Origin of the sequence: Kitasatospora sp. GP30, assembly GCF_029892145.1 — a bacterium.
GTDB lineage: Bacteria > Actinomycetota > Actinomycetes > Streptomycetales > Streptomycetaceae > Kitasatospora > Kitasatospora acidiphila.
Genome location: NZ_JARZAH010000034.1, coordinates 26835 through 40834, shown reverse-complemented (window position 1 = coordinate 40834; position 14000 = coordinate 26835). Strand labels below are relative to the sequence as shown.

Sequence of the window (14000 nt, the reverse complement as noted above, 5' to 3'; positions counted from 1 at the left end):
GTGCGTGCCATCAGGTGCGGAAGAGGGTGACGGTCTAACGGCGCCTGCCTGGCCCGCACTCCTCTGGCTGTCCCCTCCAGCGTCCGCCGAGATGGCCGCCTCCTCCATGGGCCGAACGGTCCTGGCACATGGCCGAAGGGGCCTCGGCACGCCACTTCGGAAGCCGATGTCTAGGCTGGACGAAGGGCAGTAGGCAAGCCGTGGAGGAAGCCGGTGAACGGCGCGTCGGAAGATGGTTCGACACCACTGCCCCAGCTTCGCCTGGACGAGCTGCTGGACGAGCTGCAGACGCGGCTGGACGCCGCCCGGGGCACCCGGGACCGCGTGCACAGCTTGCTGGAGGCGGTACTGGCCGTTGGCCGGGACCTGGAGCTGTCCCAGGCTCTGCGGCACATCGTCGAAGCCGCAGTGACCCTGGTGGACGCCGGGTACGGCGCGCTCGGCGTGATCGGTGAGGACCAGCGACTCTCGCAGTTCATCCCCGTCGGCGTGACCCACGAGCAGGTTGAGAAGATCGGCCACCTGCCGACCGGCTACGGTCTGCTGGGCGAGCTGATCCGCCACCCGCGGCCGCTGCGGTTGCCGGAGATCTCCGACCACCCGTCGTCATACGGCTTTCCCGCCGCCCACCCGACGATGCACAGTTTCCTGGGTGTACCGATCCGGGTTCGGGAAAGGGTCTTCGGCAACCTCTACCTGACCGAGAAGCGTGGTGGGCGCGAGTTCGATGCCGAGGACGAGGCCGTGCTCACCACCCTCGCCGTGGCGGCGGGCGTGGCGATCGACAACGCGCGGCTCTACGCGCAGGCGCGGCTGCGGGAACGTTGGCTGGCGGCCAACGCGGAGGTGACCAACAGCCTGCTGCTGGGACGCAGCGAGTCCGAGGTGCTGGACACGCTGGTGGCCAGGGCCGACGAGATCGCCGGAGCGGATCTCACTGTCGTCGCCATGCCGGTGGCTGAGGCCGAAGATCTGGAGGTGCGGATCGCAGTCGGGCTGGATGCCGAGGAGCACGCCGGGCTGGTACTGCCGTTGTCCGGATCGTTGATGGGCGCTGCGGCCCTGACCGGCGGCCTGGTGGTCAGCGGCGACGTGCAGCGGGACCCGCGGATCACCGCAGGGCCGCCACGCTGGGCAGGCCTTGGCCCGGCCGTCGCGGTGCCGATCGGCACGCCGGAGGGTGGCGTGCGCGGGGTGCTGATGCTGGCCCGGGCGGCCGGCAAACCGCTCTTCGACGAGGACGAGTCGGCGCCGCTGGCGGGCTTCGCCGGACAGGCGGCGGTCGCGATGGAGCTGGCCGAGCGACGCCGCGACGCCGAACAGATCACGCTGCTCCAGGAGCGCGACCGCATCGCCCGGGACTTGCACGACCTGGCCATCCAGCGCCTCTTCGCCACTGGGATGACGTTGCAGAGCGCGATCCGGTTCATCGACCACCCCGAGGCGCGGGACCGGGTGCTGCGCGCCATCGACGACCTTGACGAGACCGCCAAGACCATCCGCGCCACCATCTTCGGCCTGCGAGCCCGCGAGACCGGCCCTCAGACCACCGGTCTGCGGGCCCGCGCGGCTGAAGCTGTCGAGCGTGCGGCGGCCTCGCTGGGCTTCGCCCCGGCGTTGCGGATGACCGGCCTGCTGGACGTAGCGGTGCCGAGGGCGGTGGCCGAGGACGCCGTCGCGGTGCTCCAAGAAGCACTGTCCAACGCCGCGCGGCACGCACGGGCCACCGCCGTGGAGGTCACTCTGGCTGCCGGGGCGGAACTCGTGCTGACCATCACGGACAACGGCGTCGGGCTGCCTGAGGGCGGCCGCCGCAGCGGCCTGGCCAACCTCGCCGAGCGGGCCGCCTCCCACGGCGGCACCTTCGAAGCGGCAGCGCTGCCGCAGGGCGGCACGAAGCTGTGCTGGCGCGCTCCCGTATCAACCGGATGACGGCTCAGCGTCAAGTACGTCCGCGACCGCCAGGCGCGGGGTTGGCGCACCCTCGCCACCGTATCCGAGTCGCAGCACCATCTGCACGAAGCCCGGCCGGAGCTCGGGGTCACGCACCTCCCAGCGCAGGCCCGGCCACTCCAGGGCCTGGTGCAGTAGCGAGGCCCGCACCTCGTGGACGGTCGCCAGCAGCAGCACGTGCTCCAGCGCCATCCCGGCGCGCAGCCAGTCCGCCGGCTGGTCGTGCTCGGTGGCAAGGACGGCAAGGCACGGCTCGGCCTCGAATTCGGCCGGTGGTAGGTGCTCGGCGGGGCGGATGGCCGAGAAGTCCCGCATCGGCACGTGTCCAGCGGCGTCCTGCGGGCCGAGAGCGCCGGCCGGGATGCCGTAGGGCGGGCCGCCCGGACTCTGGATCCAGGCGCGGCTCTCGGCACTCCGCTCGGAGTCGGTGGTGCTGCGGCGTTCGGCCTCGGCGGTCAGCCGCAGCAGCCGCTCGCGTTCCGCGTGGTCGGGGAAGGCCAGGAGGGCCTCCTCGATCCGGGCGGCCTCGGCCAGCTGATCGAGGACGGTGGCTGATATCGGGTCCCCGCTGAACGGGGTGCGGATCGTGTGCCGGTGCCAGATCGCCTCGTAGAGCGCACTGGTGGGAGCGAGCCGCGCTGACGAGGGCTGGTCGAGTTCGACGGTTGCCATCAGATCCGGTTCACCGGGGTCGGGCAGCAGCCGCACCTCGGGCGCCCAGCCCAGGTGCCGGGCGGCGGTCCGCAGGTTGAGGACGGCGGCGCCCACCGAGATGTGCAGGGCCCGGCCCTGCGGATCGGTGGCGGGCACCGCGCGCTCGCGAGCCGCGCGGACCTCCAGGGTGGAGGTCTCGGGCCGCAACCGGAAGTGCCAAGGCTGGCTGTTGTGCAGCGACGGCGCCGCGACCGCGGCCGAGACCAGCTTCTCCAGTGCGGCGGCGTCGAGAGTGATGGTGGGCATGATGGACTCCCTGCCTGACGTGGCGTCATCCGTCACCCGGCCCAGGGCCGGAACGCAAGGTCTCCGGCCGGCGCCGGTACTCGTCGGTGTCAATCTCGCCACGAGCGAAGCGCTCCGCGAGCAGCCGCTCTGGTGGGCGGTGCTCGGCTCCGGCGCCGCCGTGGTGCGGTGCACGGCCCAGCTGCCGGAACAGCATGACGGCACCGAGAATGATCAGCACCCAGAAGATCAGCATGGCGGTGGTCATCAGGCCGAAGCCCCAGCCGGACATGCCGTGGTCGTCCCAGAACATCATCGTGGTGCTCCCTACCGATGTGCCGAGGGCAGCGGGTCTGATCCCTCACTGCCCACAGTGCGCCGCCGGTGACTGCCCCCGCTTGGGCCGATCGGGCCACGGTGTGGGCCGGACGGTCAGTTGGAGCGGGCGGAGCGCCGCTGCTCGGTCTCGGCGTGCGCGGCGAGCACGGCTGCCTGGAGCCGGCGCTCCACGCCCAGCTTGGCGAGCAGGCGCGAGACGTGGTTCTTGACCGTCTTCTCCGCCAGGTACAGCTCCTGACCGATCTGCCGGTTGGTCTTGCCCTCACCAACCAGGACGAGGATCTCCCGCTCGCGCGGGGTCAGTTGCCCCAGGGCCACCTCGGTGTCGCTCTCCTCGTGGTGGCGCAGGCTCTCCAGCAACTTCCGGGTGGTTGCGGGATCCAGCATCGACTGCCCCGAGGCGACCGTACGCACCGCGGCGACCAAGTCCTCGCCCTTGACCTGCTTCAGCACGTACCCGGCCGCTCCGGCCATGATCGCGTCCAACAGGGCGTCGTCGTCATCGAACGAGGTGAGCATCAGGCAGGCCAGCTCGGGCATCCGGTCCCGCAGCTCGCGGCAGACGGTGACCCCGTCACCGTCTGGCAGCCGCATATCGAGGACCGCCACCCGCGGCCGCAGCGCGGGAACCCGGGCCAGCGCCTGGGCACAGGTGCCGGCCTCGCCGACCACCTCGATGTCCGACTCGGCCGATAGCAGGTCGCGCACCCCGCGCCGGACCACCTCGTGGTCGTCGAGGAGGAAGACGCGCACAGGCTGCTGCTCGAACTCAAGCGATTCGGTGTCCATCGCTACTCTCCCGGACCGGACGGCTGATCTCTGCCTCGATTCTGCGCGCCTTCGGGCGGCGGTGCGCGCATGGTTGAGGGCGGAGGTGGACGAGATGGCCGTGGACCGGCAGGTCCGCTGGCGGCGGCTGGTCACCGAGGGAGTGGGCACGTTCTTCCTGGTCCTGGTCGCCGCCGGCGCAGGTGTCGTCAGTGCCGTCACCGGCGGCATGGTCACACCAGCGGCCCAGGCCATCGCGCCCGGCGTGATGGTCCTCGCCCTGATCTACACCCTCGGCGTGACTTCGGGGGCTCACCTCAACCCGGCGGTGACCCTGGCCTTCGCGGCGCGCGGACACTTCCCGTGGCGGCGTGTGCCGCCCTATCTCGGTGCGCAGGTGACAGGAGCCGTAGCGGCCGCCGGTGTACTGCGGGCCCTGTTCGGAACCGTCGGCGGTCTGGGGGCCAGCCGGCCGGGGCCCGGTGTCGGTGCGGGCGCGGCGTTCGCCCTGGAGGTGCTGCTGTCGCTCGGATTGATGACCGTCATCTTCGGCACCTCCACCGGGGCGCGGAACATCGGCCACAACTCGGCCATCGCCATCGGCGGCTACATCGCACTGGCGGGGCTGTGGGCCGGACCCGCCTGCGGTGCGTCGATGAACCCGGCGCGGAGCGTGGCACCGGTGCTGCTCGGTGGACACGGCGGCCCGCTGTGGATCTACCTGCTCGGGCCGCTGGTCGGCGCCGGCCTCGCGGTACCGCTGGCGTGGCTGCTGCGCGGCCCACCCAGCCCGGCGGCCACCCAGGCCGCGCAGGGCGCGGACCAGAACGGCGGCCAGGGCACGGGCAGCCCGCAGACCCCTGGCGGCGAGAGCCCATGACCGTCACACCGTGGTGACCGGCCTGACGCCGACGTAACCACTTCCGGGACGGCCCACGAGCCGCTCCAGCACTGGCCCGAGCGACGGGTCCGGCAGGGTGCCGGTCAGGCTGATCCGGCGCTCCTCTCCCGCACATCGACCTGCGGGCTCTGCCGGGAGCGGAGGGCAGCGAGCGGTGCGAACCTGACCTGGTTGGCGATCTCCTCATCGGCCCGCAGGTTGGATCTTGAGCAGGTCCCTGCGGCTGACGATCCCGAGCGGCATGCCCTCGGCGTCCACAACGGGCAGGCGTTTGAGGTGCTCGCAGGCCAACGCTCGGGCGGCCCCGGCAGTCGGGCTCTCGGGGTGCACGCAGACAGCGTGAGGGCGCTCAGGTCCGGTAGCAAGCCGGACGTGCCCGGCGGGCCTCGGCCAGGGTCAGCGAGGCCCAGCCGTCCCCGGGGTGGCGGACTCGGTCTCCAGAAGGATCCCGGAACGGTCCCGTGCCACGGCGATGGCCCGCCCGGCGGCAGTGTGCAGCAGGCTCTGCTGACGGGGAATCGTGTCGGTCGGCATGGTGTCCTCCAATCCCGTGTGCCTGTCACATCCAGCAGACCGCGCCGCCCGGTGTGCCCGACAGGCCCTGCCGGCTCCGACCCGGGAGCCGCTCGGCCCTCTGGGGCGGGTAAGTCGCGGCGAGTTGGTCGCCCGGCCGGTGCGGTCGGGCACGCCGCGCAGTCGCCCTACGGCTCCACCGTGCCCCGCCGGGGCCCGGTCGGCGAACCGGGCCGGGCTGCCTGGCGGTGCGTCAGACCAGCGCCGCTCCCCAGCTCCGCGCACGTCGGCGCTCGCCGGGGTGCAGCGGACCATCGATGCCGTCCACCACGAAGCCCTCGGGCTCGGCCATCACGTCGTAGTGGTGGTGCGACAGGCGGCGGGCGATGCCGCCGGCCGCGCCCTTGCCGTGCTCAGTCGGCCCCCGGGTGTCGAAGGCCGCCGCGTGGGTGCCGTTCTCGGCGTCCGGCAGGGAGTGGAACCAGGCCCGCAGGCCCGGGCCCTCGGTGTCGGCGTGGTGGGCCTCCAGGGTGCCCTCGTCCTTCGCGCCCACCGCCATCCCGGGCATCCCAGCCAGCTTCCGGCTCAGCCCGCTGGACATCCCGCGCATGTGGGTCGGACCGCCCACCACCAGCAGATCGGCAGGGCGGGTCACCTCGGTGTCGGCGTCGGCCACCGGGACGCAGCGCACCACGGCGTCCGACCGGACGTCGTGGATTCCGGCGGCAATCTCCTCGGCCACCTCCCTGGTATTACCGAAGACGCTCTCGTAGACGATCACTGCGCGCATGGCCGGTCACTTCATCTCTACCGCTCGGGAACGCGGGACCTCGGCCCCATACCCCCACGCTAGGCCGGGCGGGCGCGCCCGCAGGAGGGCCGTTCGACCTAGCGCGCCGGGGCCCCGGGACCGTGCCGACCAGGGCCGGCCGACGGCGCCGCGGGGCCCTGCTGCCCTCGCGCCGGGGCGGTCGCCGACGGAGGGTGGAGGTGTTCGCGGGTGCGGTGGGCGCGGTGTTCACATCGAGTCCACCGCTCCGTCCGAGCAGGTAGACCCGGGAGGGTGAGGACCGCATGGACACGGAGTTCGGGAGCGGCCACGACCCGGCGGTGATCGCCGAGCGGGTCGCCGACCGCCGAAAGCAGCTCGGCGTCAGCCGGGCGGATCTGGCCCGCGACGCGGGCATGTCGGAGCATTACTTGGAGATCCTGCTGCACCTCGGCCCGGGTTTCGATCCGGCCGGTTTCCTGCACATCGCGGCGGCGCTGGGGCTGTCGTACGGCGAGCTACTCGAAGGGCGGGCCGGGGTGCCGCCCGGGCAGAACCCGCCAGCCCCGCGTCCGGCCCTGCTGCGGCTCACCGAGGAGGAGTGCTGGGACCGGCTGGGCACGCACGGCGTCGGCCGGATCGCGCTGCCCACCCGGCCGGCCCCGGGAGTCTTCCCGGTCAACTACGCGGTCGATGCGAGGACGGTCGTCTACCGCACTGCTCCCGACGGCGCCGCCGCGCCGCACGACGGCGCGCCGGTCGCCTTCCAGGCTGACCACATCGACGAGCGGCACAGCCGCGGCTGGAGCGTGCTGATCACCGGCACCGCCGATCGGGTCATCCTGCCGGAGACGGTGCACCGCCTGCTGGAGGAGACGGCCGCGCGACCGTGGGCAGGCGGGCACCGGCCGCTCTGGATCAGGGTGCGGCCCGAAACGGTCACCGGGCGGCGGATCACCGGCTTGCCGGAGGCGGCCTGACCACCGCCGCGCACCTACTGGAGCCCCCGTCCGCGGGGGCTCAGTCCATGCGCGGTGGCGCTCGTGTACATCGGGCCGGGATGCCCCGGTCACCGGTGGGTTCGAGGGCGGGGCGTGACCACGGCCACCGGGCAGAAACGACCGGCACAGCCCCTCCAGCACCGGGATCAGGCTCCGGTACTGGAGGGTGCCGGGCAGGGTGACCACGCCGTCCTCGACCGCTACATCGACATCGTGCGGCGGAACGCCCATGGCCCGGCCGAGGACCTCCTCGGAGATCTCCCGCCGGCTCTCGGCATCCGCCCGCAGAAACGGCTCCAGCAGGTCGCACCGGCTGACGATGCCCACCAGGCCGCCCTCCACATCGACCACGGGCAGCCGCTTGAGCCCTTGTGGTGCATCACCCGGGCCGCCTCGACGCCTGAGTTCCTCCTGGCCCCTCCGCTCGGCAGCGATCCAATCCAGCTCGACCCGCATGTGGTCGGACTCGGGGACGGCGCCCGCCGGTGTGCTCGACCAAGAGCCGGCTGCTGGAGCCGCACCGGAGGCCATCGGCTCGGGGCATGCTCAGGTGCCGGTGCTGATCTCCACCTTGCGCGGCTGCTTCGCGACCTCGCCGAGCGGTGCCTTCACCGTCAGAACGCCGTTCTCGTAACTGGCGGTGACGTCCTCCTCCTTGGCCCCGGCGGGCAGCCGGACGCTGCGCTGGAACGAGCCGTAGCGGAACTCGGACCGGTGCTTGTCCTTCTTCTCCTCGGTGCGCTCGGCCTTGACGGTCAGCGTGCCGTCCTCGACGGTGATCTCCACGTCCTTGGCGGGGTCGATGCCGGGTAGTTCGGCCCGGACCACGTACGCCCCCTCTTCCGTGCTCTCCTCCACCCGGATCATGTGCCCGCTGGACGACCTCAGGTCGAACGGGAAGTCCTCGAAGAACTCGGGGAGCGAAGGCCACCAGTGCGGACGCCGCGGCGTGCTCTCGCCGGCCATCACGGTCCTCCTCTCGTGTGCCGTGTACCTCCTTCCAGCCTGCACCGGACTCCGGCGGGTGAGATGGGGCGAACAGCCCGGTCCGGCGCGCGGATCGGCCCGGGCGGATGATGGGTGGCGGGGCAGGTGAGTCCATGTGGCCGAGTCCGCGATCAGTGTCCGGGACCTGAGCAAGCGCTTCGGGTCGGTGACCGCGCTGGCCGGGGTCGACCTGGAGGTGCCGACCGGCACGGTCTTCGGCCTGCTCGGCCCGAACGGCGCAGGAAAGACCACCGCGATCCGGATCCTCACCACGATCCTGCGGCCCACCGGTGGCCGTGCCGAGGTGCTCGGGCACGACGTCGCGCGCGAGCCCGCCGTGGTGCGCGGGCTGATCGGACTGGCCGGGCAGTACGCTGCGGTCGACCCCAACCTGACCGGGCGGGAGAACCTGCGGCTGATCGGCCGGCTCACCCGGGTGCCCCGGGCCGCCCGGCGTACCCGCGCCGACGAGCTGTTGGAGCGCTTCGGCCTCACCGGTGCCGGCGACCGCACGGTCCGCACCTACTCCGGTGGCATGCGCCGTCGCCTGGACGTGGCCGCCTCGCTGGTGCCGCAGCCGCCGGTGCTCTTCCTGGACGAGCCGACCAGCGGTCTCGACCCGGCCAGCCGGCTCGGTCTGTGGGAGCTGATCCGCGAACTGGTGGGCGCCGGCACCACGGTGCTGCTGACCACCCAGTACCTGGAGGAGGCGGACCGTCTGGCGAGCCGGGTCGCGGTGCTCAGTGCGGGCCGGGTGATCGCGGACGACGAACCGGCGGCGCTCAAGGAGCGACTCGGGACCACCGTGATCGAGCTGCGGATGGCGGACGGCGAGCAGGCGATGCGGGCCATCGGGTTGCTCGCCGACCGGCTCGCCCGTGCCGCCGAGCGGCAGGACGCGACCGTGCGGATCCCCTCGCGGGACGAGCCCCGGCTGCTGCTCGATGTGCTGCACCTGCTCGACCGGGAGGCGCTGGTGCCGCGCGGGGTGGCGGTGCGCGAGTCCAGTCTCGACGACGTCTTCCTGGCGCTGACCGGGCAGCACGCGAGCAACAGCGTGGAAGGAAACGGGGCATGATGGCGGCTCAGCTCGCTGTTCCCAGCACCGGTGGCATCCGGGAGCGTCTGACCGACCCGGTGCGGGACGGATTGGCGGTGGCCGGGCGCAACCTGATCGCCCTGGTCCGGGTCCCCCGGCTGCTGGTCTTCTCCACCATCCAGCCGCTGGTCTTCGTGCTGATGTTCCGCTACGTGTTCGGCGGCGTGATCGGCCGGGCCATCGTCGGCGTCCCGTACGTGGACTACCTGATGCCCGGGATCTTCGTCCAGACCGCCGTGTTCGGCGCGATGAACAGCGCGATCGGCCTGGCCACCGACATGCAGACCGGACTGATGGAGCGCTTCCGCTCGCTCCCGATGGCCCGCTCGGCGGTGCTCTCCGGCCGGACCCTCGCTGACCTGGCCCGCAACGTCTTCGTGGTGGCACTGATGACCGGGGTGGGCTTCGCGGTCGGGTTCCGGCTGCACGCCGGAACGCCGGCCTTCCTCGCTGCCGTGTTGCTGGTGCTGGCCTTCGGCTTCGCGATGTCGTGGATCTTCGCCGTGGTCGGGCTCGCCGTCGGGGACCCCGAGACCGCGCAGGCCGCCGCCTTCCCGCTGCTGGTGCCGCTGGTCTTCGCCTCGTCCGCGTTCATCCCGGTGCACACCATGCCCGGCTGGCTCCAAGCCTTCGCCAACCACCAACCGGTCTCCAAGAGCGCCCAGGCGGTCCGCGACCTCGTCCTGGGCACCCCCGCCGCGACCGACATCTGGCAGGCCCTGGCCTGGGACGCGGGCATCGTGGCCGCCTTCGCCCCGCTGGGTGTGTGGCTGTACCGCAGGGCGGTGTGAGACCGGGGCCGGCGGCATCGCGGCCTCGACGCCGCTTCGAACGGGAGGCGGCAGGCCGGTCCCGCCGCCCCCGCACGGATGGGCGCAGTCCACCGTGTCACCACCAGCGGAGCACACACCCGCGCCTACGGTGGATCCGCCGGACAGCACATCGGGCAGACAGGCGCCCGCACGGCTCATCCCCGGTTCCTGGGCGCGCCTTCAGCATTCACCGGACCGAAGGACGTGGTGATGTGTCGCGCAGTCCCAACATCCTGTTGATCGTCACCGACGAGGAACGCTTCACCGTGCCCCGGCCCGAGGGCTTCTCCCTGCCGGCGCGTGAGAGGCTCGCCGCCAGGGGAACGACCTTCGAGCGCTACTACGCTGCCTCGGCCATGTGCAGTTCCTCCCGGTCGGTGATCTACACGGGGCAGCACCTGCCCGTCACCGAGATCTACGACAACGACAACATGCCCTACATCCGGCCTCTGGACCCGAAGCTGGGCACCCTGGGGACGATGCTCCGCTCGGCGGGGTACTACTGCACCTACCAGGGCAAGTGGCACCTGTCGAACGCCTACGTCACCCCTGAGCGCCCCGAGCCGACGACCAACGCCCTGGAGCCTTACGGGTTCTCCGAGTTCAACGACTGGGGCGACATCGACGGCGGTGCCTGGGCCGGCCTGAAGGTGGACCCCGTCATCGCCGGACAAGCCGTCAAGTGGCTGCGCAACCGGGCCCCGGTGGTCTCGCAGGACCAGCCCTGGTTCATGGCGGTCAACTTCGTCAACCCGCACGACATCATGAGCTTCGACTACGGCGGCAGCTCACCCGTCCAGCTCCCACCGGGACTCGCCCACGCCGTGATCACCAAGGCCGCCGCGCAGATCCCGGTGTACCAGCGCACGTGGGACTTCGACCTCCCCACCGGCCTCCACGACGACCTGTCAGGCGCGGCACCCGCCGTCGTCGAGTACGCCCGCATGCTCGACACCGTGTTCGGCCCCGTGGCCGACGACAGCCGCTGGTACGAGGGCCTGAACTTCTACCTGAACTGCCTGCGGGACGTCGATCGCAGTGTCGGCGTCGTACTCGACGCGCTGGAGGCATCCGGGCAGGCCGACCGGACGGTCGTCCTGTTCACCTCCGACCACGGCGAGATGGCCGGATCCCACGGACTGCGCCAGAAGGGCAACCTCGCCTATGACGAGAACTTCCATGTCCCGCTCACCATCTGCCATCCCGACTTCGGTGGGGGCGCCCGCACCGGCGCGATGGCCTCGGCGGTCGACCTCGCCCCGACCATCCTCGACTTCGCCGGGGTCGGAGCGAGTGCGGTGGCCTCGCGATACCCCGCGCTCCGCGGACGGTCCCTCGTGCCGGTGCTCGACGGCGGCACGGTCCGCGACGCAGCGCTGAGCGCGGTCGAGTCGATCGTGACGCTGGACGCGTCGTTCTGGGCCGAGTTCGGCGACCCGGACGTCCGGCAACGCATCGAGTCCGGTGCGCTGCGCCCCGACTGGACCAAGCGCGGCTTCCTGCGCGGCTACACCGACGAGCGGTACACCTTTGCCCGCTACTTCTCCCCCGTCCACCCGAACCGGCCGACCAGTGCGGAAGAGCTCTTCGCCGACAACGACGTCGTCCTCTACGACCGCCACGAGGACCCCGCGGAGCTGCGCAATCTCGCGGCGGACCCGTCCCAGCGCCAACTCGTCACCCGCTACAGCGCCCTCCTCGAAGCCCTCATCGACTCCGAGATCGGCACGGACGATCGCGCCTGGGTCACCGAACGCCCCCGCCTGCTCGGTTGGCCGACCTGGCGCGGCGACACCGCCGTACCGGCTGGACGCAGGCCCACCAGTACGGCCGTGAAGCAGTAGCCGTCCCACGTCGGAAGAGATGAGCGGGGGCACTGGGTGTGTTGCCCGGATTCGGACGCCCGGGCGATGACCCGTGCCTCGCGTAGGGAGTACCGATGAGCCACTGGGGCCTGGCGGTGGCCAGCGGCGTCGTTGCCGGCTACGGGGCGGTATCGCGGCGACTGGCGACGACGGTGATCTCCAGGCCGTTGGTGTTCATGCTGTTCGGTCTGGTGATCGGTCCGCTGGGCCTGGACCTGATGAGCCGGGCCAGGGATCCGGAGGTCACCCGGACGCTGCTGGAGAGCGCGCTGGTCCTCCTGCTGTTCGCGGACGCGACCGCGATCCGGGCCCGGGATCTGCGCCGGGAGGAGTTCCTGCCGGTGCGGCTGCTCGTGGTGGGTCTGCCGGCCACGATGGCGTTGGGGTGGCTGCTGGCCTGGCCGCTGTTGTCCGGCCTCAGCGTGTGGGAGCTGGCCCTGGCCGGCATCGTCCTGGCGCCGACGGATGCCGCGCTCGGGCAGCAGGCCGTCGCCAACGACCGCGTCCCCGCGCTGATCCGCGGCGGCCTTTCGGTCGAATCGGGCTTGAACGACGGCCTGGCGCTACCGTTCTTCGTGCTGGCGCTGGCGGCCGCCGGTGAGGGCCACGGCCATCCAGGTGTCGGGGAGACGTTCTTGCGGGCACTGCTGCTGAGCGGCGCGATCGGACTCGCGGCCGGCTGGGTCGGGGCGAGCCTGCTGCGCTGGTCGACCGCCCGAGGGTGGAGCAGCTCCGACTGGCAGCAGTTCCTGGCCCTCGCCGTTCCGGTCATCGCGTACGCACTGTGTGCCGCGGCCGAGGGCAGCGGCTTCATTGGCGCCTGGACCTGCGGGCTGGCCTTCGGCATCCGGCTGCGCCGGGCTCCGGCCGGCCGAGGTGACGGTGCCCGGAGCCCGGATCCCGTACAGCCTGGTGCACGGCGAACCCGAGGGCTCCCAGGCGATGCGCGACCGGATCGACCGCGAACTCGGGTGGACAGCGGTCGTACCGCGCTCCGGTGATCGCTTACTGATCAGATGAAGACATGAGAGGACAGTCCGAGATGGTGCGACGTGCTGTCGGCGAGGCCACCGCGCCCGCCCGCTCTGCCGCGCCGCTGCCTGCGGCATAGCCTGAACCGACGTCCTCGACCAGGGAACCGGGCGAGGACGCGGCCGTCCTCCGGAACGGAAGGGAGCCGGTGATGGACAAGCCCGTCATCGTGGGAGTGGACTCGTCCCAGGCCAGCAGGGAAGCGCTCGACTGGGCAGCCGACGAGGCGTCACTACGTCACGAGCCGCTGAGCGTGCGGCACATCTGGATCGAGGAGACCGCGACGTCACCCGACGGCCAGGAGTCACCGCCCAGCAGGGAGACCGGCGAGGCACTGCTCGACGAGGCACTCGCGCGCACCCTTCGGCAGTACCCGGACATGGAGGTCGCGATCGAGCTGCTGGACGGCCGGCTGCGCGATGCGATGACCGAGGCGGCACGCGACGCGGACCTGCTGGTCCTGGGAGCGCGCGGGTCGGGCGGGTTCCCGGGGCTGCTGGTGGGCTCAACCAGCCTCTTCGTCGCCGCCCGCGCGGCCTGCCCGGTGGTGGTGGTCCGACCCACCGAGCCCGGCCGGGGCGGCGTGGTCGCGGGTGTCCACGGCGACCACGGGGATGCGGAAGTACTGGCGTTCGCCTTCGACTTCGCCCAGCGGCGGAGCCTGCCGCTGCTCGCCGTGCATGCCTGGTCCTACCCGATGGCCACCCTGCCCGGCCACGCCAACCCTCCGGCCTTCGAGGAGGGCCTCGTCACCGCGGAGCGGGACCGGTTGGTCGCCGGGGTGCTGGCCGGCTGGCGTGAGCGGTTCCCGCAGGTGGACGTCACCGAGAGGGCCGTGCGCGCCCACCCGGCCGGGGAGTTGGTCGCGCGCTCGCGCGAGAACCAGCTGGTCGTGGTGGGCCGTCACGGCAAGGCGCACCGCCCGCTCGGCCGCCTGGGCTCGACGAGCCAGGCAACCGTCCTGCACGCGAACTGTCCCGTCGCCGTCGTACCCACCTGACCTGCGGCACCCCGTCCAACCG

The 14000-nt window shown here is 72.0% G+C and carries 13 protein-coding genes; 8 read left to right on the top strand and 5 right to left on the bottom strand.

The window, feature by feature from the left end; all coding sequences use genetic code 11:
• Positions 1 to 213: 213 nt before the first annotated feature.
• Positions 214 to 1932: a GAF domain-containing protein gene (locus P3T35_RS31615; protein ID WP_101384676.1), complete on the top strand. Its 1719-nt coding sequence runs from the start codon at positions 214 to 216 to the stop codon at positions 1930 to 1932.
• Here the strand turns inward: P3T35_RS31615 and P3T35_RS31610 are convergent.
• The 3 genes from P3T35_RS31610 to P3T35_RS31600 all read right to left on the bottom strand — a co-directional run bounded on the left by P3T35_RS31610 (position 1921) and on the right by P3T35_RS31600 (position 4020).
• A complete protein-coding gene (locus P3T35_RS31610) occupies positions 1921 to 2913 on the bottom strand; it encodes a hypothetical protein (RefSeq protein WP_101384675.1) in 993 nt (330 codons plus the stop codon). The genes P3T35_RS31615 and P3T35_RS31610 overlap by 12 nt on opposite strands.
• Before the next feature lie 25 nt (positions 2914 to 2938).
• A complete protein-coding gene (locus tag P3T35_RS31605; RefSeq protein ID WP_101384674.1) occupies positions 2939 to 3208 on the bottom strand; it encodes a hypothetical protein in 270 nt (89 codons plus the stop codon).
• 116 nt (positions 3209 to 3324) lie between these two features.
• Complete coding sequence (locus tag P3T35_RS31600) at positions 3325 to 4020, bottom strand: response regulator transcription factor (RefSeq protein WP_101384673.1); 696 nt, start codon at positions 4018 to 4020, stop codon at positions 3325 to 3327.
• A 94-nt stretch (positions 4021 to 4114) separates the two neighbouring features.
• On the opposite strand from P3T35_RS31600, the gene P3T35_RS31595 reads away from it, so the two are divergent.
• Positions 4115 to 4879, top strand: coding sequence for an aquaporin (locus tag P3T35_RS31595; RefSeq protein WP_280708731.1), 765 nt, complete (start codon positions 4115 to 4117; stop codon positions 4877 to 4879).
• Between the two features lie 787 nt (positions 4880 to 5666).
• Here the strand turns inward: P3T35_RS31595 and P3T35_RS31590 are convergent.
• Positions 5667 to 6203, bottom strand: coding sequence for a flavodoxin (locus P3T35_RS31590; protein ID WP_101384671.1), 537 nt, complete (start codon positions 6201 to 6203; stop codon positions 5667 to 5669).
• Between the two features lie 284 nt (positions 6204 to 6487).
• Here P3T35_RS31590 and P3T35_RS31585 point away from each other — a divergent pair, with 284 nt between their 5' ends.
• Complete coding sequence (locus P3T35_RS31585; protein WP_101384670.1) at positions 6488 to 7162, top strand: pyridoxamine 5'-phosphate oxidase family protein; 675 nt, start codon at positions 6488 to 6490, stop codon at positions 7160 to 7162.
• A gap of 567 nt (positions 7163 to 7729) precedes the next feature.
• Here P3T35_RS31585 and P3T35_RS31580 read toward each other — a convergent pair.
• Positions 7730 to 8149, bottom strand: coding sequence for an Hsp20/alpha crystallin family protein (locus P3T35_RS31580; RefSeq protein ID WP_101384669.1), 420 nt, complete (start codon positions 8147 to 8149; stop codon positions 7730 to 7732).
• 136 nt (positions 8150 to 8285) lie between these two features.
• On the opposite strand from P3T35_RS31580, the gene P3T35_RS31575 reads away from it, so the two are divergent.
• From P3T35_RS31575 to P3T35_RS31555, 5 genes are all read left to right on the top strand, one after another.
• Entirely contained in the window at positions 8286 to 9248 is a 963-nt protein-coding gene (locus P3T35_RS31575) for an ATP-binding cassette domain-containing protein (protein WP_101384668.1), read from the top strand.
• A complete protein-coding gene (locus tag P3T35_RS31570) occupies positions 9245 to 10060 on the top strand; it encodes an ABC transporter permease (protein WP_101384667.1) in 816 nt (271 codons plus the stop codon). Before P3T35_RS31575 ends, P3T35_RS31570 begins: the two co-directional genes overlap by 4 nt.
• 233 nt (positions 10061 to 10293) lie before the next feature.
• The gene (locus tag P3T35_RS31565) at positions 10294 to 11925 is read left to right on the top strand and encodes a sulfatase-like hydrolase/transferase (protein WP_180356833.1); all 1632 of its coding nucleotides are present in this window, start codon (positions 10294 to 10296) and stop codon (positions 11923 to 11925) included.
• A gap of 95 nt (positions 11926 to 12020) precedes the next feature.
• Positions 12021 to 12947, top strand: a complete 927-nt coding sequence (locus P3T35_RS31560) for a cation:proton antiporter (protein WP_101384665.1) — start codon at positions 12021 to 12023, stop codon at positions 12945 to 12947.
• Between the two features lie 182 nt (positions 12948 to 13129).
• Positions 13130 to 13978 carry a universal stress protein gene (locus P3T35_RS31555; protein WP_101384664.1) on the top strand — a complete coding sequence of 283 codons (849 nt, stop codon included), beginning with the start codon at positions 13130 to 13132 and terminating at the stop codon, positions 13976 to 13978.
• The last annotated feature ends 22 nt before the right edge of the window (positions 13979 to 14000 follow it).